Origin of the sequence: Bradyrhizobium sp. 44, from assembly GCF_023073095.1 — a bacterium.
Taxonomy (GTDB): domain Bacteria; phylum Pseudomonadota; class Alphaproteobacteria; order Rhizobiales; family Xanthobacteraceae; genus Bradyrhizobium.
The window spans coordinates 170,164-191,928 of sequence record NZ_JADPIY010000014.1; the positions used below are offsets into that span (position 1 = coordinate 170,164).

At 64.6% G+C, this 21,765-nt stretch carries 18 protein-coding genes; 7 read left to right on the forward strand and 11 right to left on the reverse strand.

The annotated features are described in order from the left end of the window. Positions 1–22 precede the first annotated feature (22 nt). A complete protein-coding gene (locus IVB41_RS11600; protein ID WP_247431142.1) occupies positions 23–1,609 on the forward strand; it encodes an AMP-binding protein in 1,587 nt (528 codons plus the stop codon). A 55-nt stretch (positions 1,610–1,664) separates the two neighbouring features. Here IVB41_RS11600 and IVB41_RS11605 read toward each other — a convergent pair whose 3' ends face one another. Further along, positions 1,665–2,831, reverse strand: a complete 1,167-nt coding sequence (locus IVB41_RS11605; RefSeq protein WP_247358431.1) for an acyl-CoA dehydrogenase family protein — start codon at positions 2,829–2,831, stop codon at positions 1,665–1,667. 227 nt (positions 2,832–3,058) lie between these two features. Between IVB41_RS11605 and IVB41_RS11610 the strand changes: the two genes are divergently transcribed. Next, positions 3,059–3,511, forward strand: coding sequence for a MaoC family dehydratase (locus IVB41_RS11610; protein ID WP_007595761.1), 453 nt, complete (start codon positions 3,059–3,061; stop codon positions 3,509–3,511). Continuing rightward, positions 3,511–4,362 carry a CoA ester lyase gene (locus IVB41_RS11615; RefSeq protein ID WP_247287818.1) on the forward strand — a complete coding sequence of 284 codons (852 nt, stop codon included), beginning with the start codon at positions 3,511–3,513 and terminating at the stop codon, positions 4,360–4,362. Before IVB41_RS11610 ends, IVB41_RS11615 begins: the two co-directional genes overlap by 1 nt. Positions 4,363–4,551: 189 nt before the next feature. On the opposite strand, the gene IVB41_RS11620 is transcribed toward IVB41_RS11615, so the two are convergent. Then, positions 4,552–5,349, reverse strand: a complete 798-nt coding sequence (locus IVB41_RS11620; RefSeq protein ID WP_247358427.1) for a fumarylacetoacetate hydrolase family protein — start codon at positions 5,347–5,349, stop codon at positions 4,552–4,554. 202 nt (positions 5,350–5,551) lie between these two features. Here IVB41_RS11620 and IVB41_RS11625 point away from each other — a divergent pair, with 202 nt between their 5' ends. Next, on the forward strand, positions 5,552–6,451 hold the full coding sequence (locus tag IVB41_RS11625; RefSeq protein ID WP_007613849.1) for a LysR substrate-binding domain-containing protein: 900 nt from the start codon (positions 5,552–5,554) through the stop codon (positions 6,449–6,451). Between the two features lie 3 nt (positions 6,452–6,454). Here the strand turns inward: IVB41_RS11625 and IVB41_RS11630 are convergent, their stop codons facing one another. The 9 genes from IVB41_RS11630 to IVB41_RS11670 all read right to left on the reverse strand — a co-directional run bounded on the left by IVB41_RS11630 (position 6,455) and on the right by IVB41_RS11670 (position 17,576). Next, positions 6,455–7,942 carry an amidase gene (locus tag IVB41_RS11630; RefSeq protein ID WP_247431145.1) on the reverse strand — a complete coding sequence of 496 codons (1,488 nt, stop codon included), beginning with the start codon at positions 7,940–7,942 and terminating at the stop codon, positions 6,455–6,457. Between the two features lie 16 nt (positions 7,943–7,958). Then, positions 7,959–8,756, reverse strand: a complete 798-nt coding sequence (locus IVB41_RS11635; RefSeq protein ID WP_247431148.1) for a xanthine dehydrogenase family protein subunit M — start codon at positions 8,754–8,756, stop codon at positions 7,959–7,961. Positions 8,757–8,767: 11 nt separating this feature from the next. Further along, positions 8,768–11,155, reverse strand: a complete 2,388-nt coding sequence (locus IVB41_RS11640; protein WP_247431151.1) for a xanthine dehydrogenase family protein molybdopterin-binding subunit — start codon at positions 11,153–11,155, stop codon at positions 8,768–8,770. Positions 11,156–11,157: 2 nt separating this feature from the next. Continuing rightward, entirely contained in the window at positions 11,158–11,649 is a 492-nt protein-coding gene (locus IVB41_RS11645; protein ID WP_247431154.1) for a (2Fe-2S)-binding protein, read from the reverse strand. A gap of 21 nt (positions 11,650–11,670) precedes the next feature. Beyond that, positions 11,671–12,777, reverse strand: coding sequence for an ABC transporter ATP-binding protein (locus IVB41_RS11650; protein ID WP_247431156.1), 1,107 nt, complete (start codon positions 12,775–12,777; stop codon positions 11,671–11,673). An 8-nt stretch (positions 12,778–12,785) separates the two neighbouring features. Continuing rightward, entirely contained in the window at positions 12,786–13,691 is a 906-nt protein-coding gene (locus IVB41_RS11655; protein ID WP_247431159.1) for an ABC transporter permease, read from the reverse strand. Next, entirely contained in the window at positions 13,688–14,605 is a 918-nt protein-coding gene (locus tag IVB41_RS11660) for an ABC transporter permease (protein WP_247431162.1), read from the reverse strand. The genes IVB41_RS11655 and IVB41_RS11660 overlap by 4 nt, the downstream gene beginning before the upstream one ends. Positions 14,606–14,660: 55 nt before the next feature. Next, positions 14,661–16,010: a PotD/PotF family extracellular solute-binding protein gene (locus IVB41_RS11665; RefSeq protein ID WP_247358416.1), complete on the reverse strand. Its 1,350-nt coding sequence runs from the start codon at positions 16,008–16,010 to the stop codon at positions 14,661–14,663. A 264-nt stretch (positions 16,011–16,274) separates the two neighbouring features. After that, positions 16,275–17,576 carry an MFS transporter gene (locus IVB41_RS11670; protein ID WP_027570532.1) on the reverse strand — a complete coding sequence of 434 codons (1,302 nt, stop codon included), beginning with the start codon at positions 17,574–17,576 and terminating at the stop codon, positions 16,275–16,277. Between the two features lie 348 nt (positions 17,577–17,924). On the opposite strand from IVB41_RS11670, the gene IVB41_RS11675 reads away from it, so the two are divergent. From IVB41_RS11675 to IVB41_RS11685, 3 genes are read left to right on the forward strand one after another with little or no spacing between them, the layout of a single operon-like run. Continuing rightward, positions 17,925–19,139: an ABC transporter substrate-binding protein gene (locus IVB41_RS11675; protein WP_247431166.1), complete on the forward strand. Its 1,215-nt coding sequence runs from the start codon at positions 17,925–17,927 to the stop codon at positions 19,137–19,139. A gap of 7 nt (positions 19,140–19,146) precedes the next feature. Then, positions 19,147–20,880: an FAD-dependent oxidoreductase gene (locus IVB41_RS11680; RefSeq protein WP_247431169.1), complete on the forward strand. Its 1,734-nt coding sequence runs from the start codon at positions 19,147–19,149 to the stop codon at positions 20,878–20,880. A 17-nt stretch (positions 20,881–20,897) separates the two neighbouring features. Beyond that, positions 20,898–21,692, forward strand: coding sequence for an IclR family transcriptional regulator (locus tag IVB41_RS11685; RefSeq protein ID WP_247431172.1), 795 nt, complete (start codon positions 20,898–20,900; stop codon positions 21,690–21,692). The last annotated feature ends 73 nt before the right edge of the window (positions 21,693–21,765 follow it).

Here is a 21,765-nt window from a genome sequence, read left to right on the forward strand (position 1 = left end):
CGGTCGGGTTAGTCCGGTTGCCATGAGCGCCAATGTATTTTCGCTGCAATCGCTGATCCGGACCGAGGCGGCCGCCGATCCGGCCTTCGTGTTCGACGGCACGCCGGTCTCGCGCGCGGAATTCTCGGAAAAGATCGAGCAGACCGCCGCCTGGCTTGCCGCGCGCGGTATCGGCAAGGGCGACGTCGTCGCGGTCTGGCTGGTCAACCGGATCGAATGGATCGCGCTGCTGTTCGCCGCCGGCCGCCTCGGTGCCATCATTGCCGCCGTCAATACACGCTACCGCAGCGCGGAGGTCGCGCATCTCCTGAAGCTCTCCGGCGCCAGGCTGATGGTGATCGAAGCCGCGTTTCGCTCGATCGACTTTGCCGCTATTCTCGCCGACGTTGCGAAGGACGAGGTGCCTACGCTGCGAGAGCTTGCAGTTGTGGGCGCGGATGAGATTCCCGCCCAATGGCCATGCGTGCGCTTCGACGCCTTCGACAAGCCCTATCCGCCGGCCCCGCCGGCTCAGGATGATTTCGATCTGCCGGTTCTGCTCTACACGACGTCGGGCACGACCAAAGGACCGAAGCTTGTCGCGCATTCGCAGCGAACGCTGGCCACGCACGCCGCCTCCGTCGCCGAGGCGCTAAAACTCTCGCCCCCGCGCCATGCGCTGCTGGCCATGCTGCCGTTCTGCGGCACCTTCGGCATGACGAGCCTGCTCGGCTTCGTCGCAGCGGGCGCGATCGTCCATGCGCTCGACGCCTTCGAGGCCGCGCCGGCGCTGAAGATTCTCCGCGAGTGCGGGATCACGCATGCCTTTGGCTCGGACGAGATGTTCCGCCGCATCCTCGCCGCCACCGAGGCGCCGCATCCGTTTCCGCATCTCGAACTCTGCGGCTTTGCCGCGTTCCAGCCCGGCTGGCGCGAGCTTGCCGCGGAGGCCGAGGCGCGCGGCATGCCGTTGCACGGCCTCTACGGTTCCAGCGAGGTGCAGGCGCTGTTCTCGATTGCACGCTCGAGTGATGGCTTCGCCGATCGCATCGAGGGCGGCGGCTGGCCAATGTCCCCGGAGGCCAAGGTCCGTGTGCGCGACACCGAGACCGGCGAACTCGCGGCTCGCGGCGTCTCCGGTGAGATCGAGATCCATGCGCCGTCCCGCTTCCTCGGCTACTACAACAATCCCGACGCGACGCGCGACGCCATCACCGCGGACGGCTTCTTCCGCACCGGCGATATCGGCCGGCTGCGCGGCGACGGCTCCTTCGTCTACGAAACCCGCGCGGGCGACGCCATGCGGCTCGGCGGGTTTCTTGTCGCACCCGGCGAGATCGAGGACGAGCTCAAATCGTGCGCCGGCGTGGCCGACGCCCAGGTCGTCGCGGTCGATCTGAAGGGAAACGCCAGCTGCGTTGCCTTCGTGATCCCCACCCAGGACCCCCAGCACGAACCGCCGCGGCAGGACGCGTTGATCACGCGCCTACGCGAGCGGCTCGCCGGCTACAAGGTCCCGGCGCGGATCTATGTCGTGGAGGCCTTCCCCGTCACCGACAGCGCCAACGGAGTCAAGATCCAGCGCGCCCGGCTTCGTGCCATGGCGATGGACCGGATCGCCGCGGAATAAGCACGGCCACTGGGATAGCACGCGAATTCGTCTCGGCTAAAAGGTCGCGCATCAGCTAGTACGACTTCGCCAGCCCCAGCACCTTTTCCGCAATGAAGCTGAGCGCAAGCTGCGGGCTGACCGGCGCGATGCGCGGGATCAGAACTTCGCGCAAGTAACGCTCGACATGGAACTCCTTGGCATAGCCGAAGCCACCATGGGTCATCACCGCCTGCTCGCAGGCATGATATCCGGCCTCACCGGCAATGTATTTCGCGGCATTGGCGGCGCCGCCGCAAGGCATGCCCTTGTCGTATTGCCAGGCCGCCGACATCACCATCAACCAGGCCGCCTCGAGCTCAACCCAGTTTACGGCCAGCGGATGTTGAATGCCCTGGTTCTTGCCGATGGGCCGGTTGAACACCACGCGGGTCTTGGCGTATTCGGTCGCGCGCGACAACGCGAGCTTGCCGAGGCCGACGGCTTCCGCTGCGATCAGGATGCGCTCCGGGTTCATGCCTTCGAGGATATACTGGAAGCCTTTGCCTTCTTCGCCGATCCGATCTTCCATGGGGATCTCGAAATCCTCGAAGAACAGCTCGTTGGAATCGACGACCTTGCGGCCCATCTTCTCGATCTCGTGGACCTTGATCCTGTTGCGATCGAAGTCCGTATAGAACAGGCTCAGCCCATGCGTGGGCGAGCGCACATCCTCCAGCGGCGTGGTGCGAGCCAGCAGCAGGATCTTGTGCGCAACCTGCGCGGTCGAGATCCACACCTTCTGGCCGTTGACGATGTAGCGGTCGTTCTTGGCCACCGCGCGGGTCTTGAGCTGGGTCGTGTTGAGGCCGGTGTTGGGCTCGGTCACGGCAAAGCACGCCTTTTCGCGGCCCTCGACCATCGGCGGCAGCATGCGCTTGCGCTGTTCCTCGGTGCCGAACACGACCACGGGATTGAGACCGAACACGTTGATGTGCACCGCGGATGCGCCCGACATGCCGGCGCCGGATTCCGCGATGGCGCGCATCATGATCGCGGCTTCGGTGATGCCGAGCCCGGAACCGCCGTAGGCCTCCGGCACGCAGATGCCGAGCCAGCCGGCGTCGGCGAGCGCCTTGTGGAAGTCGTGCGGGAAGCCGCCGTCGTGGTCCTTCTTCAGCCAATAGGCGTCAGGAAAGCCCTCGCAGATCTTCGCGATGGCGTCGCGAATGGCCTCCTGCTGATCGGTGAGCGCGAAATCCATGATGGTCTCCTTGTTGGGAGCCGCGCCCGCGCCATCTCCCCTCTTCGCGTTTCCCACGCGAAGGCCGCGGCCGATTGCTGTGCCCGGACGTGCCCTCGCTTGCGTTCTTTAGCTCGAAAAACCGGGTACAGATACGTGAATTTGCCTGCCAACTGTGTGTACCATGCATGGGATCATGCGGCGCGATGGTGTGAGCGCGCTGTTATTTCGCAGGGAGGAAGACCGCGATGGCCGGACTTTATTTCGAGGAGTTTTCCGTGGGCCAGGAGTTCAGGCATCCCCTGACGCGGACCGTCACGGAGATGGACAACACCATGTTCAGCCTGCTGACGCTCAATCCGCAGCCGCTGCACATCGACGCGCATTTTTCGGCCCAGACCGAGTTCGGCCAGCGCATTTTCAACAGCCTTTACACGCTCGGCATCATGATCGGCATGACGGTCTATGATACGACCATGGGCACCACCGTTGCCAATCTCGGCATGACCGACGTCACCTTTCCGAAACCGGTCTTCCATGGCGACACACTGCGGGCGACGACCAAGGTTCTTTCATTGCGGGAGTCCAAATCGCGTCCCAAGGCGGGAATCGTCGAGTTCGAGCACCACGCTCTCAACCAGAACGACGAGATCGTCGGAAAATGCCGCCGCATGGCGATGATGCACAAGAGGCCGGTCTGATGCGTTCGATGCTATTCGTGCCGGGCGACTCCCCGCGCAAATTCGAGAAGGCCAGCGAAGGCAAGGCCGACGCGCTGATCATCGATCTCGAAGATTCCGTCGTCACCGACAAGAAGCCGGAGGCTCGCGGGTTGACGTTGGCGATGCTCAACGGCCGCAACAAACCCCATCAGCTCTATGTCCGCGTCAACGCGCTCGACACCGGCATGACGCTCGCTGACCTTGCCGCGGTGATTCCAGGCAAGCCCGACGGCATCGTGCTGCCGAAATCGCAGGGCGGCGACGACGTGCGGCAGGTCGCGACCTGGCTCGAAGCTTTGGAAGCTGCGGCTGGTATCGCCATCGGCTCAACACGCATCGTCTGCGTCGCGACCGAAACCGCAGGATCGATCTTCGGGCTCGGCAGCTACAAGGGCTGCTCTCCTCGCCTCGCGGGCCTGATGTGGGGCGCGGAAGATCTCTCGGCCTCGCTCGGCGCTACTGAAAAGGCGTCAGGCGGCGTGTTCCATAGCCCTTATCGGCTGGCGCGCGATCTCTGCCTGATGGCGGCGGCCGCGGCCGAGGTCGCACCGATCGACACCGTCTATACCGATATCGACAATCTGGCGGGGCTCGAACAGGAAACGCGCGCGGCGCGGCGTGACGGTTTTTCGGCGAAAGCGCTGATCCATCCCAAGCACGTCGACGTGGTCAACGCGGCGTTCGAGCCGACCGAGCCCGAGCGTAATTGGGCGGAGAAGGTGATCGCGGCGTTCGCGAACAATCCGAACTCCGGCACGCTGCGCCTCGACGGCCAGATGATCGACAGGCCGCATCTTCGCGCCGCGAAGAAGATCCTCGGCCGGAGCTAGAGCAGGACGCCGCGCTGCGACAGATGGGATACAAGCCATTCTCAGCGTCGTCGTGGCCGGGCTTGTCCCGGCCATCCACGGGCTTGCACGCAAGCGGCACCCAAAAACGTGGATGCCCGGGACAAGCCCGGGCATGACGAAGCGAAAACGTCCCGCCCCTCACTTTCCGCAGGCGGGGAGAGGGGAGCGCTAGACGATCTTGATCGACATGTCCGGCAAGCCGTCGAGCTTGCACAACAGCACGTCGCCCTTCACGACCGGGCCGACATTCTCCGGCGTGCCGGAATAGATGATGTCGCCGGCCTTCAGTTCGAAGGCTTCCGACAGTTTTGCGATCTGCTCGGCCACGCTCCAGATCATCTTGCTGAGATCCGAGCTCTGCTTCACCGTCCCGTTGATCGCCAGCGAAATGGCGCCCTTGTCGAAATGGCCGGTCTTGCTGGCCGGGTGGATCGGGCCGATCACCGCGGCGTGGTCAAAGCTCTTGCCGATCTCCCACGGCTTCTTCTCCGCGGCCATCCCGTTCTGGAGATCGCGCCGGGTCATGTCGAGGCCGAGCGCGTAGCCATAGACATGGTCGAGCGCCTTCTCGGCCGGAATGTTGGAGCCGCCGGACTTCAGCGCGGCGACCAGCTCGACTTCGTGGTGATAGTTCTTGGTCAGCGACGGATAGGGATGGTCGGCGACCTCGCCCACAGCGACGTTCTGGATTGCGTCGGTCGGCTTCTGGAAGAAGAACGGCGGCTCGCGGTTCGGGTCCGAGCCGCGCTCGATCGCGTGCGCCGCATAGTTGCGCCCGATGCAGTAGATGCGGCGGACCTGGAACACCTGGGTTTCGCCGACGATCGGAATGGTGACCATCGGCACCGGAAAGATCGGCTTCGGCACGGCCTGCGCAGCAGCCGGCGCAACTTCCGCGATTGACGCAGCACTTGCCGCCGCGGCAATTGCAAGCAGCTCTCGTCGCGTTGCTGATCTCTCTTTCATGTTTTGTGCTCCCTTTTTGTGTTCGTTGGGCGCATCATGCGCGCCGGACCGCCTGATAATCAATATTCAGTATGCCAGCAATGCTGGACCGGCACGTCGTTTAATTGATGAGAACAGGCCGTCTGCGACCGAGCCTTCCCACCCCGGCTCCCATTCGCCCTAGCATGGAACTTGCATAAATTCTGGGCGACATGGATGCCGCATGAACCTCATCAGCCTCGATATCCGCATGCTCCGGTCGCTGATCTCCGTGGTCGAGACCGGCAGCATTACCGAGACCGCGCGGCGGCTGGGCCGCACCCAGCCGGCCATCACCCTGCAATTGCAGCGGCTGGAGGAGCTCACCGGCAAGCAATTGTTCGAGCATGCCGGGCGCCGGCTGACGCTGAGCGAGGACGGCACCACGGTTCTCACCTACGCCAAGTCCATCCTGCGGTTGCATGACGAATTGATTTCGCAATTGGCGTCACAGGAGATCGAGGGTCAGGTCGTACTCGGCACGCCGGACCTCTATGCCGCCTTCATGCTGCCGCAGATCCTCAGCGTGTTCCGAAAATCCTTCCCCCGCGTCCAGGTCGAGCTCAATTGCGCGCTCTCGACGCCGCTGGTGGGCCTGGTCAAGCGCGGCGATGTCGACATCGCGCTCGTGACCCGCATGAACGATTTTACGGGCGGCCAGGTGGTACGGCGCGAGCAACTGGTCTGGATGACCGGCGAGCAGTCCGCCGCGCACCAGGAACGGCCCATTCCGCTGGCGTTACTGCCGCCCGGAAACATCTATCGCGACTACGCGATCGACACGCTGGAACGCGCGAATTTGCGCTGGCGCATCGCCTGCGTCAGCGAAAGCGTCGGCGGCCTTCAGGCGGCGGCCTTCGCCGGCATGGCCGTGACCGTACTCGGCCGCAGCGCCCTGGTGCCGGCGATGCGCGAGATCGGCCCGAACGAGGGCCTGCCGCCACTGCCGAAGATCGAGCTGCTGCTCTACAAGTCGAGCGGCGCGACCTCGAAGGCGGCGACCGCCTTGCACGACTATCTCGCGCACTATCTGCGCCTCGACGAAGAGCTCAGCGGCCGCGGCGAGCCGATCGAGCTGTCCTGAGCTTCATACCTTCGCGCGCGCGGGACTTTCGCGGAGCGCCAGTGACGGCCAGAACACCGCCCAGGGCTGCGCCGCTTCGAACGCAGCGGCGATGCGGAAGATCGTGGGCTCGTCGAGCCAGGGAGCGACGATCTGCAAGCCGATCGGCATTCCATCGCGATCGAAGCCGCAGGGCAGGGTCGCCGCCGGTAGGCCGGCGAGGTTGATCGGCCAGGTGAAGGGCGACCAGCCGAGATGCGGATCGACCTTGCTGCCGTCGACCGTGTCGACGCCGATGCGGCCGGCCTCGAACGCGGTCACCGCGACGGTCGGCGTCACCAGCGCATCGACGCGCTCGAAAAGCTTCAGGAAGCCGCTGCGAGCCTGACCGCGGCGATACCCCGCTTCGATATAGTCCGTGCCGCTGTAGCGTCGGCCTGCACTGATGACGTCAAGATAATCTGCTTCGGAGCTGGCGAGATCGGCCGTGGTCCTGGTCGCGACCGCGGCCGCCTGTTCGGTGAAGGCGATCGGCTTCAGCGTGTGTTCGAGGATCCCGGGATCGAGGCCGGGACCATCCATGGTGACCTGCGCGCCGCAGGCATCGAGAATGGCCAGCGCCTTGCCGAACGCCGCGCGCACATCGGGGCTGACGGCGGCGTAGCCGAGATCGACGCTGGCGGCGATACGAATGCCGTTCAACGGCGCGGCATTTGTATCGAACCGCCGCGCCGCCACCGGCAGGCTCGCGGGATCGCGCAGATCGTAGCCGGCGATGATCTCCAGCGTCAGCGCAGCATCCGCGACCGTGCGCGTGATCGGCCCGGTATGCGCGAGCGACCCCCAGGACGGTGGCGAAAAGCCGGGCGAACGCGGCACCAGGCCAAAGGTCGGCTTCAGGCCGAACACACCGCAGAAGGACGAGGGCACGCGGATCGAGCCGACGCCATCGGTTCCGATCGCGATCGGACCGCAGCCGGCGGCAACGCCCGCCGCCGCGCCGCCGCTCGATCCGCCACTGGTGCGAGCGTGGTTCCAGGGATTGCGCGTGGTGCCGGTGACCGGGCTGTCTGCCGTCAACTTGTAACCGGACTCGCAGGTCGTGGTCTTGCAGGTGACGATCGCACCCGCCTCCTTCAGCGCCGAGACAACCGCCGCGTCGACATCGGGCACGAATGCCTTGTTCATCGGCGAGCCGCCATAGGCCGGCACGCCCGCGACAAAGACCAGGTCCTTGATCGTCACAGGTATACCGGCGAGCGGTCTCTTGACTTCGCCGGCGCGCATCTCCCTGGTGAGACGATCGGCCTTCGCCCTCGCCTGCTCGTACATCGGCGTCACCACCGCATTGCAGGCCTCATTGGTCACCTCCAGCGCGGCAATGGTGTCGTCGACGACATCGCGCGGAGTGAACGCCTTGCGCCGGTAGCCGGCCAGGATCTCGGTTGCGGAAAGCGAGCCAAGGCCAGTCGGCGCCGGCGGGAAGGCCGTTCGGCCGGAACCATCAGTCATCATCAATCCTAAAGTGCTAACTGAGCGCCGCGTCGACGGCGCGCTTGGCCATGACCGTGACGAGATGCGCACGGTAGTCGGCTTCGGCATGGATGTCGGAGGTGAGACCCTCGGTATCGATCCTGATTGCCGCGATCGCGGACGGATCGAAACTTCGAGACAGCGCTTCTTCCATCGGAGGAACGCGGAATACGCCGGAGCCCGCTCCGGTCACGGCCACGCGAACGCCATCGGCGAATTTCGCCACGAACACGCCGACCAGCGCATAGCGCGACGCCGGCGCCTTGAACTTGGCGTAGCCTGCCTTGAGCGGCACCGGAAAGCGGATCGCCGTGATGATCTCGCCAGGTCCAAGCGCGGTCTCGAACAGGCCGCGGAAGAACCCGTCGGCCGCGATCTCGCGCGTGCTGGTGACGACGGTCGCGCCCAATCCGAGCACACCTGCGGGATAATCGGCCGCCGGATCGTTGTTCGCGACCGAGCCGCCGATAGTGCCGCGGATGCGGACGGCGGGATCGCCGATCATCGAGGCCAGCGCGGCGAGACCAGGGATCTTCGCCTGCACCAGCTTCGAGGCGGCCACCACCGCATGTGGCGTCATCGCACCGATCGTGATGGTGGCGCCGTCGTCGCTGATGCCCTTCAGATGTCCGAGCTTCGACAGATCGATCAAGGCTGGCGGACTGGCGAGCCGCTGCTTCAGCGTCGGGATCAGCGTCATGCCGCCGGCGACGAGCTTGCTGTCCTCGATCGAGGTCAGCAGTTTAGCAGCGTCGGGAATCCGGTCCGGTTGGTGATAGGCAAACGGCTTCATTGTCATCCTCCCTATTCCGCAGCGACCGGCAGCGATGCATTTTGCAGCAGGCGCCAGATCCGGTTCGGCGTCGCCGGCATGTCGACATGGGTGACGCCGAGATGCGACAGCGCATCGACCACCGCGTTGATGACCGCAGCCGGCGAACCGATGGTGCCGACCTCGCCGCAGCCCTTCACGCCCATCGGCGTATGCGTACACAGCGTCGAATGGGTCGCGATGTTCATCATCGGCATGTGGTCGGCACGCGGCATGCAGTAGTCCATCAGCGAGCCCGACAGCAGCTGGCCCGAGCCCTCGTCATAGACCGCGTTCTCGTACAGCGCCTGGCCGACGCCCTGCACGATGCCGCCATGCAACTGGCCCTCGACTATCATCGGGTTGATGACGGTGCCTACGTCGTCCACCGCGGTGTAATTGACCAGTGTCACCGTGCCGGTTTCCGGGTCGATCTCGACCTCGGCAATGTGGCAGCCGCCGGGATAGGTAAAGTTGACGGGATCATAATAAGCCTGCTCTTCCAGTCCCGGCTCCAGCACTTCGAGCGGATAGTCGTGCGGCACGTAGGCGGCGCCCGCGATCTCCTCAAACGTCTTCATGCGGTCGGTGCCTGCGACCGAGAATTTTCCGGCCACGAACTGGATGTCCACTTCGGCCGCCTCAAGCAGATGCGCCGCGATCTTCTTGCCCTTCGCGACCACCTTGTCCGTCGCCTTCGACAGCGCCGCGCCGCCGACCACCAGCGAACGCGAGCCGTAGGTACCCATGCCGAACTGCACGCGATCGGTATCGCCGAACACGATGTCGACGTTGTCAAACGCGACGCCGAGCTTTTCCGAGACGATCTGCGCGAACGTCGTCTCGTGGCCCTGGCCGTGATTGTGCGTGCCGATCATGACCGTGACCTGGCCGGTCGGATGCACCCGCACCGTGGCACTCTCATAGAGCCCGCCGCGTGCGCCCAATCGTCCCGCGAAGCGCGACGGCGCGAGGCCGCAGGCCTCGACATAAGTCGAGTAGCCGAGCCCACGGAATTTGCCCGTGCGCGCCGACTCCGCCTTGCGGATGCCGAAGTTCTTGACGTCGGCCGCGACAAGAGCGCCGTCGAGACACCCCATCGGGTCGCCGGAATCGTACTGCACCAGCACCGGCGTCTGATACGGATAGGCCTCCTTCGGGATCATGTTGCGTCGGCGGATCTCGACCCGGTCGATCCCCATCTCGCTGGCTGCGACATCGACGATGCGCTCCAGCACGAAGGTCGCCTCGGGCCGGCCCGCGCCGCGATAGGCGTCGACGGGCACGGTGTTGGTGAAGACCACCTTCACGTTGCAGTAGATTGCCGGCGTGGTGTAGACGCCGCCGAGCAGCGGACCGTAGAGATTGGTCGGAATGTTCGGTCCGAAGGTCGAGAGATAGCCGCCCATATTGGCGAGCGTATTGACGCGGAAGGCCAGAAACTTCCCGGTCTCGTCCAGTGCGAGTTCGGCCTCGGTGACGTGATCGCGGCCGTGGCGATCGGAGACGTAGCCTTCCGACCGGCTCGCCACCCATTTGATCGACCGCATCACGCGCTTGGCGGCCCAAGTGATCACGGCCTCCTCGCCATAGTGGAACTGCTTGACGCCAAAGCCGCCGCCGACATCGGGCGCCACCACGCGCAGCTTGTGCTGCGGAATGTTCAGCACCAGCGCACCCATCAGGAAGCGCACGACATGCGGGAACTGGCTGGTGGTCCACAGCGTGAAGCGATCGGTGCCGGGCTCGTATTCGGCGATCGCCGCGCGCGGCTCCATCGGGTTGCCGATCAGCCTGTTGTTGACGAGGCTGAGCTTTGCGACGTGTGCCGCTTTCCGGAACGCGGTCTCGACCGCGGCCTTGTCGCCGAGCTCCCAGTCGCAACAGATGTTGTTCGGCACGTCGTCGAACAGTTGCGGCGCGCCGGGTCGCACGGCTTCGAGCACGCCGACCACCGAGGGCAGCACCTCGTACTCGACCGTCAGCAGCTCGGCTGCAGCGCTGGCCTGCGCCGGCGTCTCCGCGACGACGAAGGCCACCATGTCGCCGACAAAGCGCACCTTGCCCTGCGCCAGCATCGGGAACGGCGGCTCCTTCATCGGAACGCCCTTGGCGTCCGTGATACCCCAGCCGCAGGGCAGCGAGCCTAACTTATCCGCGGCGGCATCCTCGCCGGTCAGGACCGCGATGACGCCGGGCGATGCGAGGGCCGCACTCTTGTCGATGCCGTGCAGCATCGCGTGTCCATGCGGCGAGCGCACGAACACACCGGCCGTCATGCCGGGACGCTTGATGTCGGAGACGTAATTGCCGCGGCCGGTGAGGAAGCGCTGGTCCTCTTTCCGTTTGGGTGAAGCGCCGATCCCGATCACGTTGCCCATGGTCACTCTCCCCTGGCGGCGTTCATGGCGGCAGCGCCAGCCATGACCGAGACGACGATGTTCTGATAGCCGGTGCAACGGCAGATGTTGCCTTCAAGGCCGTGGCGGACGTCGGCTTCCGTGAGGTCCGGCTTTTCGGCCGCGAGCGCCACCGCCATCATCAGCATGCCGGGCGTGCAAAAGCCGCATTGTAGACCGTGATGCTCGCGAAACGCTTCCTGCATCGGATGCATCTGGTTCGAACCGGGGGCGCCGTGAAGCCCTTCGATGGTGAGCAGCGTCGCACCGTCGAGCGCAGGCGCCAGCAGCGTGCAGCTCTTCACCGGCAGGCCGTCGAGATGCACCACGCAGGCGCCGCACTGGCTGGTGTCGCAGCCGATATGGGTACCGGTGAGGTTGAGCCGCTCGCGCAGCAGTTCGGCGACGAGCATCGCCGGTTCGACATCGACAGTGGTTGGCCGTCCGTTGAGTGTGAAGGATATCTGCACGATCATACTCCTGTGCGCGACGGGTCTTTAGGAAAGTGGAAGCGCGCTGCCGGTGGCCCATGTGGCCATCACGACGTCGCCGACGGTGAACGGATCCGCGAAGAAGGTCTTTTCCGGCACATAGGCGACGAACGCGTCGTCCGGCACGGTGTCCAGCATGACCTTGACGAAATAGCCCTGGTATTCGATCGCGAGCACGCGACTCGGCAGCGAGGTGGAGCAGCCCGGCGGCAGCTCCCTGCCCGGCCGGACCAGCGCGACATCGTCGCGGCGCACGGCGATATCGATCTTGTCGCCGACGCTGACCGTGGGCCGCGCCTGAAGCGGGACCTCGATGCCATCAGGCGCGGCCTGCGCGAGCGTAAAGGTCGAACCGTTGACCTTCTCGACCCGCCCCGACAGCACGTTCTGCCCGCCCATGAACTCGGCGACGTAACGATCATGCGGATGGGCATAGACGTCGCGGGCCGCGCCCGCCTGCTTGATCCTGCCCTGCTCCATCACCACCACCAGATCGGCGAGCGCGATCGCCTCGAGCTGGGTGTGGGTGACGTGGATGAAGGTGATGCCGAGCTCCTGCTGCATTCGCCTGAGCTCCTGGCGCATCTGCACGCGGAGCTGCTCGTCGAGGGCGGAGAGCGGTTCATCGAGCAAAAGTACCCTCGGCTCGGTGATCGCGGCGCGCGCCAGCGCCACACGCTGCTGCTGGCCGCCGGAGAGCTGCGCCGGCAGGCGGTCGGCGAACTGCGTCAGACGCACCTTCTCGATCATGGCATCGGCTGCGCGCAGGCGAACGGCCTTCGACATGCCGCGTACGCGCAAGGCGAACGCGATATTGTCGCGCACGGTCAGGTGCGGGAACAGCGCGTAGGACTGAAACATCATCGCGGTGCGCCGCTGCACCGGCGCGAGCCCGACGACGTTCTGGCCGCCGATGACGATCTCGCCGGCGGTCGGGTCCTCGTGGCCGGCGATCATGCGCAGAATCGTGGTCTTTCCGCAGCCGGACGGACCGATGAAGCAGCAATAGGCGCCATCGGCGATCTTGAGGTTGACGCCGTCGACCACATTGCTGACGCCGTCAAAGCTCTTGCAGACGCCCGCCAGTTCGATATCGCCGCGATCGCTCTTCATTTCCCAGCTCAACCCTTTGTGCTGCTGCCGCGTTTCTTCTGGATCAGCACGATGCTGCCCAGGCTCGCGCCGATGACGATGAAGGACACGATCGTCGTCACCGTGCCGAGCGCGTAAAGCGAGGGCGACGTGACGTTCAAGGTCATGCTCCAGATCTCCAGCGGCAGCGTGTTCAGTGAGCCCGCGGTCTGGAGGCTGCGCGCAAACTCGTCGTAGGAGAGCGTGAAGCCGAACAGCGCGACCGCGACCAGGCCGGGCGCCAGCACCGGGATCATCACCAGCCGGATCGACTGCCAGCGGCTGGCGCCGAGGTCATAGGCCGCCTCCTCCCAGACCTGGTTGAAGCGCGACATCACCGCGAACATCACGAGCACGCCGAACGGCAGCGTCCAGGACAGTTGCGCGCCGAGCGCCGAGGTGTACCAGCTCGCATTGAGCCCGAGCGCCTGGAACAACAGACCGGTGCCGAGGCCGAGCACGAGACCTGGTGCGACCAGGCTGCCGATCATCATGTAGAACACGACGGTGTCGCCGCGAAAGCGCTTGCGAAAGCCGAGCCCGGCGAGGAACGAGACCACCACCGTGATGACAGTGACAATGACGGCGAGCTTGATCGAGCGATCGAACGAGCCCTTGACGTCGCCGGTTCGCACCTGGGTGAAGAGATCGACGAACCAGTGCAGCGAAGTGCCCTTCATCGGGAACACGAGGCCGCCACGGATATCCTGGAACGACAGGACGTAGATACAGAACATCGGGCCGTACAGCGCGATCACATAGAACGCGAACAGTGTCGCCAGAACATAAAACGTCCACGGCCGGCCGCCCTTGCTCGGTGCAATCGCCTTGGTCGTCGCAGGCGCGACCGTCTTTGACATGTCGGTTTTGGGCATGTCGGCGAGAACCGCGCTCATCGCGTGATCTCCTGCCTGATGTCGACGGTGCGCAGGATCAGCGAGACGATGGCGACCAGCACCAGCGTCAGCAGCACCGCGCTTGCGGCTGCGGTCGGATATTGCAATACACCGACGTCCTCGTAGAACGCGCTGACCACCGAGGCCGAGCCGCCGCCGGACATCACCTTGACCACGAAGAAATCGCCCATCACGATCGAGACGACGAAGATTGTGCCGAGGGCGATGCCGCTCTTGGACATCGGCACCACGATCAGGCGCATGATGTCGAAACGGCTGGCGCCTGCATCGATCGCGGCCTCGATCAGCTTCTTGTCGATCCGTGCCATGGAATTGAAGATCGGCACAATCATGAAAATGGTAAGCTGGTGGACATAGGCGATGACCACCGCGAGGTCCGAGAACAACAGCACTTCCAGCGGCTGGCGGATCAGACCGAGCCCCAGCAGCACCTGGTTGATCAGGCCTTCCTTGCCGAGCAGCGGAATCCAGGAAATCATCCGGATGATGTTCGAGGTCCAGAACGGCACCGTGCAGAGCAGGAACAGGCCAATCGCCAGCAGCTGATTGCGGACGTGGAAGACCAGGAAGTATGCGACGAAGAAGCCAATGATTAGCGTGAAGACCCAGGTCAGCACCGTGAACTTGATCGTCGCCAGGTACAGCTTCAGCGTCAGCGCCGAATGCAGTACCTCGACATAGCTTGCGAGCGTTAAGCCCGGCGTCAGCCCGCCGAAGCCGTCGGTGGCGAAAAAGCTCGCGGCCAGCACGACCAGGATCGGCGCCACGAAGAACGGCACGAGCACCAGCACGAGCGGCGACACGTAGAGCCAGCCAGCGAGATTTGCGCGTGGTGGAGTTTGGGCTGGACTAAGGCTTGGCTGCATGTCGGCAAACGCCTCGAACTCGGTCATTTGGCACCGGCGCATTGCCGCGCCGGCGCTTCGTTCACGTCAGGTGAAGCAGGTTTCAGGCCACCTTGAAGTCGTTCCAGCGCTTGTTCATGTAGGCGGCTTCGTCCATCAGCGTGTTCCAGCACGAGATGTTCTTGACGCGGTCGAGGAACGAGCCGCCGTCACGCTTGGTGCCGCTCTTCTCCATCGGCACGCCATAGGGGTCGTTGACCACCTCAGGCGCGGGCTGGCCCTCGTACCAGAATGCCCATTCGGCCGGCGTGAGGAATTTCTTCGCAGTCGAGGGGACCGGGCTGTAATAGCCGTAGCGCGCGACGAAGCCGCCCTGCCAACCCGACAGATACCAGTTGAGATATTCGTAGGCCGCGTCCAGCTTCTTGCCGGAGAGATGCTTCATCAGGCCCATGCCGTTGCACCAGCCGCGATAGCCTTCCTTGCCGTTCTTGATGTTGACCGGCGCGTAGACGCACGGGATTTCCTTCACGCGCACCGCGGCAACCGCCGGCGACCACATCGACTGGATGACCACTTCACCCGCCGCCATCAGCTGCACCGACTGGTCGAAGGTGGTCCAAGTCGCGCGGAACTGGCCCTGCTTCTTGAGCTCGATCAGCTTGTTGCAGGTGAAGTCGATCTCCTCCTTGGTCATGTTGCCCTTGTTGCCGTACTTGATCAGCCCGGCGCTTTCGAAGCAGAGCGCGGCATCCATGATGCCGATCGCAGGCACGTCGAGGATCGCGGCCTTCCCCTTGAATTTCGGATCGATCAGATCCTTCCATTCTGTGACTTCATGGCCGACGAGGTCGGGGCGATAGCCGATGGAGTCGGCATTGTAGACCTGCGGCAGGAAGGTCGCCCATTCGGTCACGCCGTCGTTCAGATCGGTCGAATCGGGTTTGGCGATATACATGGCCTCGTAGGGCGAGATGCCCTGGCGCGGGATCTTGTGACCGTCGATCTCGCCCTTGGTGAAGATGGGCAGGATGTTGTCGAACTCCTTGACCTTCTTGACCTCGATGCCCTGGATCACGCCGCGCTTGGCAGCGAGCTTGGCCTGCCACCCCTCGAGATCGGCGATGTCGACCGTATTAGGCTGGCTTATGAAGCGGTTGATGGCGGCGGAGGTGTCGAGGTTCTGCATCGTCACCTTGAAGCCGAGATCCTTGGCCGCCTGGTCGCCGATCGCCTTCACCACCGAATAGGACACGCCGACATGGCGCAGCTCGATGTCCTTGATCTCCTGCGCCCAGATCGTCGGGAATCCGCGGATCGCGTCCGATCCTGCGGCCGCGCCGGCCACCGCCGCAGCGCCCTTCAACAGCGTGCGCCGGCTCAGCTTTTTCGCAGGCTTGTCGCTCGTCCCCGCCGGATTGGCAGTGGATGTCCCCTTGTCCCTGTCAAGCATGGCAACCCTCGTTGGCTACGATGAACGCTGCGCACCGGTCGCCATTGACCGGCTGCGGATGTGATCAATTGCGAGGGAGGCTATGGGCGGGATGTCGTGAAGTAAAATTGGAAGTAAAAATTCGCCGCATAAACGCGGCTAATGGTTCGCCCCGCTGCATCGGCTTTTGGCAGCGCGCATAAGAAGACGTCAGGACGTGCACACAAAAACGATAGCTTCGAACGTGCGGGCCCGCTGGCGCGGCAGACGTGATGAAGGCGATCCTCAGGACCTGAGCTGGTCCCGCGCCGTTTCTGGCGCCATCAGCGTCGCGATGATGGTGACGATCGACAGTGCAATGATGTAGACCGACACGGCCCAATAAGAACCGGCCCATGCCAGCAGTGCCGTCGCAATCAGCGGCGAGAAGCCGCCGCTCAGCGCGGCGGCAACGTTGGCTCCCAGCGATGCGCCGCTGTAGCGCACCTGGGTGCGGAACAGCTCCGGCATGAAGGCCGCCTTCGGCCCGAACAGCAACGCATGCGTCAGGGTCATCGTGACGACGAGCGCGAGCGTGATCAGCGCCGGGTCCCTGGTGTCGAGGAACCAGAACAACGGAAACGCCAGCGCCACCGAGAACACGCCGCCGGCGAGATACAGCGCTTTGCGACCGAAGATGTCGGACAGCCAGCCGGCGAGGGGCAACGTCGCGAGCTCGACGAGCGCGGCATAGACCACCGCATTGAGGATCACCTGCCGCGGCAGGCCGAGCTGCGTCGTGGCATAGACCACGGTGAAAACCGTGAGGAGATAAGCGAGCCCGACTTCGGACACCGTGATGCCGATCGCGAGCAGGAAGCTGCGCCAGTCGCGGCGCAGGACTTCCAGCGCCGGCTGCGCCAGAACCTCCTTGCGCTCGAGCACCTCCTTGAAGTGCGGCGTCTCCGCGAGTTTCAGCCGCACGATGAAGCCGACGCCGACGAGCAGGATGCTGATCAGAAACGGCACGCGCCAGCCCCAGCTCAGGAAGTCCGCCTCGGGCAGCTGCGTCATCAGACCAAAAATGCCGGTGGACGCGGCGACGCCGACGGGGAAGCCGATCTGCACCAGGCTGCCGTAAAAGCCGCGGCGGTTGCCGGCGTGCTCGGCCACCATGACCACGGCGCCGCTCCACTCGCCACCGAGTCCGATGCCCTGGACGAAGCGCAAAATGACGAGGAAGATCGGCGCCCAGACGCCGATCTGACTGTAGGTCGGCAGGCAGCCGATCAGGAACGTGCCCAGTCCCATCGCGATCATGGTCGCGACCAGCATCTTCTTGCGGCCGAGCCGGTCGCCATAATGCCCGATGATCGCGCCGCCGATCGGCCGCGCAACGAAGCCGACGGCATAGGTCGAGAACGCCGCCAGCGTGCCGACGAAGGGATCGAAGCTTGGGAAGAACAGCTTGTTCAGCACCAGCGCCGCCGCCGTGCCGTAGATCAGGAAGTCATACCACTCGATCGCGGTGCCGAGCGCGCTCGCCCACACCACATGCGCCGTCGTCGATTTCTCCGCCGCACTGGAGACCCCCGATGCTGCCGTCATCGCCATGCCCCAAGATTCCAGATGGCATCATGGCTAAACGTTGTAGCGGTTGCAACTTGCGGGAGTGTTAGTCCTCCCCAGATCACGATGCGAGATTTTTCGCGCTACGGCCTCCCACCGTCGTCCCGGCGAAGGCCGGGACCCATAACCACAGGGGGAGTTTGGCGAAGACCCGCGCTCCGGTCCTGCGACCGCCCGGCATTAATAGATCACGCGGTGTGGGTCCCGGCCTTCGCCGGGACGACGCAGAGGCCTTTATTCGTCATTGACAAACTTATTCACCATTATCTAACTTGCTGTCACAACAACCAGCCGCGCCAAGCGGCCCATAAACGAGAGGGAACGACGATGAGAGGGCTTTTGGCCTGCGCCATGTTCGTGGCCATGACTTCGGCTGTCATGACCACCGTTGCGAACGCGCAAGTCTCCGACGACGCCGTGCGGATCGGCGTGCTTACGGATCTGTCGAGCTGGGGCCGCGACAACAGCGGGCCGGGCTCCGTCGAGGCGGCGAAAATGGCGGTGGAGGAATTCGGGCCCACCGTGCTCGGCAAGCCGATCGAGATCATCAGCGCCGACCACCAGATGAAGACCGACGTTGGCGTGCAGATCGTGCGCGGCTGGTTCGACAACGGCAAGGTCGATGCCGTCGTCGACATCCCCAACTCCGGCATCGCGATCGCCGTCCACAACATGGTGCGCGAGCGCAACAAGATTGCGCTGCTCTCCGGCCCCGGCGCGAGTTCGTTGACCGACGAGCTTTGCAGCCCGAACACCGTGCACTTCACCTACGATACCTACGCGCTGTCGAAGGTGACGGCATCCGCCGTAATCAAGGAAGGCGGAAAGTCCTGGTACTTCATCACCGCCGACTACGCCTTCGGCCAGCAGCTCGAGAAGGACGCCACGCGCTTCATCAACGAGATGGGCGGCAAGGTCTTGGGTGGCGTGAAGCACCCGACCAACACGGCCGATTTCTCCTCCTTTGCACTCCAGGCGCAAAGCTCCAAATCGGACGTTGTCGCCTTCGCCAATGCGGGCCAGGACACCGACAATGCGATCAAGCAGTCCGGCGAGTTCGGCCTGGTCCAGGGCGGCCAGAAGCTGGTCGGCCTCCTGATGTTCGACACCGACGTGCACGCGATCGGGCTCAAATCAGCGCAGGGCACCTACATGACCACGGCGTCCTATTGGAACATGGACGAGGCAACCCGCGCCTGGTCGCGGAAATTCTACGAGCGCACCAAGGTGATGCCGACCATGATCCAGACCGGGGTCTACGGTTCGGTGCTGCATTATCTCAAGGCCATCAAGGCCGCCGGCACCGATGATCCCGCCAAGGCGATGGCCAAGATGCGCGAGCTGCCAATCGAGGATACATTCGTTCATGGCGGACGCTTGCGCGAGGACGGCCGCGTCATTCGCGACATGTATCTCGCCAAGGTGAAAACACCCGAGCAGTCCAGGGAACCCTGGGATTATTTGGAGATCATCAAGACGGTGAAGGGCGAGGACGCCTTCCGCCCGGTCTCCGAATCCAAATGTCCGCTGTTCAAGAAGTGAGGCCTGCATGACCGGCAACGAGCGCAACGCAATTGAGACTTACGAGTGCGATGTGCTCGTGGCCGGATCTGGCTGCTCCGGCATGTCGGCCGCGATCACCGCGGGCTATCGCGGTCTCGACGTCCTGATCGTCGAGAAGGAGCCACGCTTCGGCGGCACCACCGCCCGCTCCGGCGGCTGGTTGTGGATTCCCGGCACCTCGCTGGCCAAGGCTTACGGCATCGAGGAGACGCCCGAGCAGGCGCGGACCTACCTGCGGCACGAAGCCGGCAACAACTTTGACGCCGCGCGCGTCGATGCATTCCTGAGCGCCGGGCCCGAGGCGGTCGATTTTTTCACCAGCAAGACCGCACTCCGTTTCGACATGCCGCTGGTGTTCCCGGACTACCACGCCGAGGCGCCCGGCGGCACCCAGGGTGGCCGTTCGATGGTGGCGCGCCCGTTCGACGGCCGCGAGCTCGGCGACCAGATCAAGACCCTCGGCACGCCTCTGCCCGAGCTGACCGTATTCGGGATGATGCTCGGATCCGGCAAGGACATCGTCCATTTCATGCGCGCGACGAAGTCGCTGAATTCGGCGGTCTATGTCGCAAAGCGCCTGTCGCGGCATCTGATGGATGTGCTGCGCTATGGCCGTGGCATGACGCTGACCAACGGCAATGCGCTCGCCGGGCGACTGGCAAAATCTGCGCAGGATCTGAAGATTCCGATGTGGCTGTCCGCGCCGGTGCACGAGCTGACGGTCGAGAACGGCACTGTCACCGGCGCCATTGTCGCCCGCGAGGGACGCGACGTCCGCATTCGTGCCAGACAAGGCGTCGTGCTCGCCTGCGGCGGTTTCCCGCATGATGTCGAACGGCGCAAGAAGATGTTTCCACACGCGCCGACTGGGAACGAGCATTTTTCGCCGGGACCGACCGGCAACACCGGCGACGGCCTGCGGCTTGCGGAAAGCGCCGGCGGGCATGTCGAGGACCGGCTGCCGAACGCGGCAGCCTGGGTCCCGGTCTCGGTCACCAAGCGCAAGGACGGCTCAAACGGTGTGATGCCGCATTTCATCGACCGCGCCAAACCCGGCGTGATCGCGGTGATGCGTGACGGCAAGCGCTTTGCCAATGAGGGCAATTCCTATCACGACTTCGTCCAGGCCATGGTCAAGGCGGCGAAACCGGGCGAGGAGATCGCGGCGTACCTGGTGTGCGATCACCCGACCCTGCGCAAATACGGCCTCGGCTGCGTGCCGCCCTTCCCGATGCCGCTGGGTCATCACCTCAAGACCGGCTATCTCATGCGCGGCGAGACGCTGGAGTCGCTCGCGGCAAAGGCGGGCATCGACAGCATGGCGTTCGTCGAGACCGTCAAGCAGTTCAATGCGACCGCACCACAGGGGCACGACGCCGCCTTCGGCAAGGGCTCGAAGGCCTATAACCGCTACCAGGGCGATGCGCTGCACGGCCCGAACCCCTGCGTCGCGCCGATCGAGAACGGGCCGTTCTACGCCATCAAGATGGTGGTCGGCGATCTCGGCACCTATGCAGGCATCGTCACCGACGAGAACGGGCGGGCGCTCGATGCGGAAGGACGGGTCATTCCGGGGCTCTATGCCGCCGGCAACGACATGGCGAGCATCATGGGCGGCAATTATCCCGGCGCCGGCATCACGCTTGGGCCGGCGCTGACCTTCGGCTACATTGCCGGCCGTCATCTCGCCGACAGCGCCGCCAAGCGCAACGCGGCGTAAGCCACGCCAGGAGGCGCATGAAGAGAGAAAGCCGCGGCATCCAGTCGATCGAGGTCGGCGGCGAATTGCTCCGCGCCCTCGCCCGCAGCGGCGAGCCAATGATGCTGCGCGATCTCGCGCGCGAGGCCGGCATGACGCCGGCCAAGGCGCATCCCTATCTCGCCAGCTTCTCCCGCATCGGCCTGATCGAGCAGGACGAGACCACCGGCCGTTACGAGATCGGCGCGCTGGCGCTGGAGCTCGGCCTGATCAGCCTGCGCCGCCTGTCCGGCGTACGCATCGCAGGACCGAAGATCGCGGCGCTCGCAAGTCAGATCGGGCATGCGGTCTCGCTCGCGGTCTGGGGGACGCACGGCCCGACCGTGGTGCAGCTCGAAGAACCCGGCCTGCCCGTTCACATCGTGATGCGCGCCGGCTCGGTCATGGCACTGCTGGAGACGGCCACGGGCCGCGCCTTTGCGGCCTTCCTGCCCGAAAAGACGATCAACGCCGCACTCGAAAGCGGCCTCGATCGTCACGGCGTCGGCTACAATCCTAAGCGCGCCGTGAAAGGCGCGAAGCTCGCCGAGATGCTCACCGAGGTCCGCAAGCACGGCCTCGCCCGCGCGCTCGGCGACCCCCTGCCCGGCGTCAACGCATTCTCTGCGCCGGTGTTCGACCATTCCGGCCATGTCGCGCTGGTGATCACCGCGATGGGGCCGGAAGGCACTTTTGACGCGCGCTGGGACAGCCCGCTCGCTCATGCCCTGCGCGACTGCGCGGGCGGCATTTCGAAACGGCTGGGTCACGGGATGACGGCTGCAGCGGAGTGAGGGGCTGGCTGCCTCATCCGACCTCCGCTGTCATGCTCCGCGAAAGCGGGGCATCCAGTACGCCGAGGCACCT

What these genes read in the sequence shown, in the direction of transcription:
- IVB41_RS11650 (WP_247431156.1), bottom strand. Translation starts at nt 12,777, where the DNA reads ATGAAGAGCGATCGCGGCGATATCGAACTGGCGGGCGTCTGCAAGAGC.
- IVB41_RS11660 (WP_247431162.1), bottom strand. Translation starts at nt 14,605, where the DNA reads ATGACCGAGTTCGAGGCGTTTGCCGACATGCAGCCAAGCCTTAGTCCA.
- IVB41_RS11670 (WP_027570532.1), bottom strand. Translation starts at nt 17,576, where the DNA reads ATGACGGCAGCATCGGGGGTCTCCAGTGCGGCGGAGAAATCGACGACG.
- IVB41_RS11640 (WP_247431151.1), bottom strand. Translation starts at nt 11,155, where the DNA reads ATGGGCAACGTGATCGGGATCGGCGCTTCACCCAAACGGAAAGAGGAC.
- IVB41_RS11685 (WP_247431172.1), top strand. Translation starts at nt 20,898, where the DNA reads ATGAAGAGAGAAAGCCGCGGCATCCAGTCGATCGAGGTCGGCGGCGAA.
- IVB41_RS11645 (WP_247431154.1), bottom strand. Translation starts at nt 11,649, where the DNA reads ATGATCGTGCAGATATCCTTCACACTCAACGGACGGCCAACCACTGTC.
- IVB41_RS11615 (WP_247287818.1), top strand. Translation starts at nt 3,511, where the DNA reads ATGCGTTCGATGCTATTCGTGCCGGGCGACTCCCCGCGCAAATTCGAG.
- IVB41_RS11630 (WP_247431145.1), bottom strand. Translation starts at nt 7,942, where the DNA reads ATGACTGATGGTTCCGGCCGAACGGCCTTCCCGCCGGCGCCGACTGGC.
- IVB41_RS11655 (WP_247431159.1), bottom strand. Translation starts at nt 13,691, where the DNA reads ATGAGCGCGGTTCTCGCCGACATGCCCAAAACCGACATGTCAAAGACG.
- IVB41_RS11680 (WP_247431169.1), top strand. Translation starts at nt 19,147, where the DNA reads ATGACCGGCAACGAGCGCAACGCAATTGAGACTTACGAGTGCGATGTG.
- IVB41_RS11635 (WP_247431148.1), bottom strand. Translation starts at nt 8,756, where the DNA reads ATGAAGCCGTTTGCCTATCACCAACCGGACCGGATTCCCGACGCTGCT.
- IVB41_RS11600 (WP_247431142.1), top strand. Translation starts at nt 23, where the DNA reads ATGAGCGCCAATGTATTTTCGCTGCAATCGCTGATCCGGACCGAGGCG.
- IVB41_RS11620 (WP_247358427.1), bottom strand. Translation starts at nt 5,349, where the DNA reads ATGAAAGAGAGATCAGCAACGCGACGAGAGCTGCTTGCAATTGCCGCG.
- IVB41_RS11675 (WP_247431166.1), top strand. Translation starts at nt 17,925, where the DNA reads ATGAGAGGGCTTTTGGCCTGCGCCATGTTCGTGGCCATGACTTCGGCT.
- IVB41_RS11605 (WP_247358431.1), bottom strand. Translation starts at nt 2,831, where the DNA reads ATGGATTTCGCGCTCACCGATCAGCAGGAGGCCATTCGCGACGCCATC.
- IVB41_RS11610 (WP_007595761.1), top strand. Translation starts at nt 3,059, where the DNA reads ATGGCCGGACTTTATTTCGAGGAGTTTTCCGTGGGCCAGGAGTTCAGG.
- IVB41_RS11665 (WP_247358416.1), bottom strand. Translation starts at nt 16,010, where the DNA reads ATGCTTGACAGGGACAAGGGGACATCCACTGCCAATCCGGCGGGGACG.
- IVB41_RS11625 (WP_007613849.1), top strand. Translation starts at nt 5,552, where the DNA reads ATGAACCTCATCAGCCTCGATATCCGCATGCTCCGGTCGCTGATCTCC.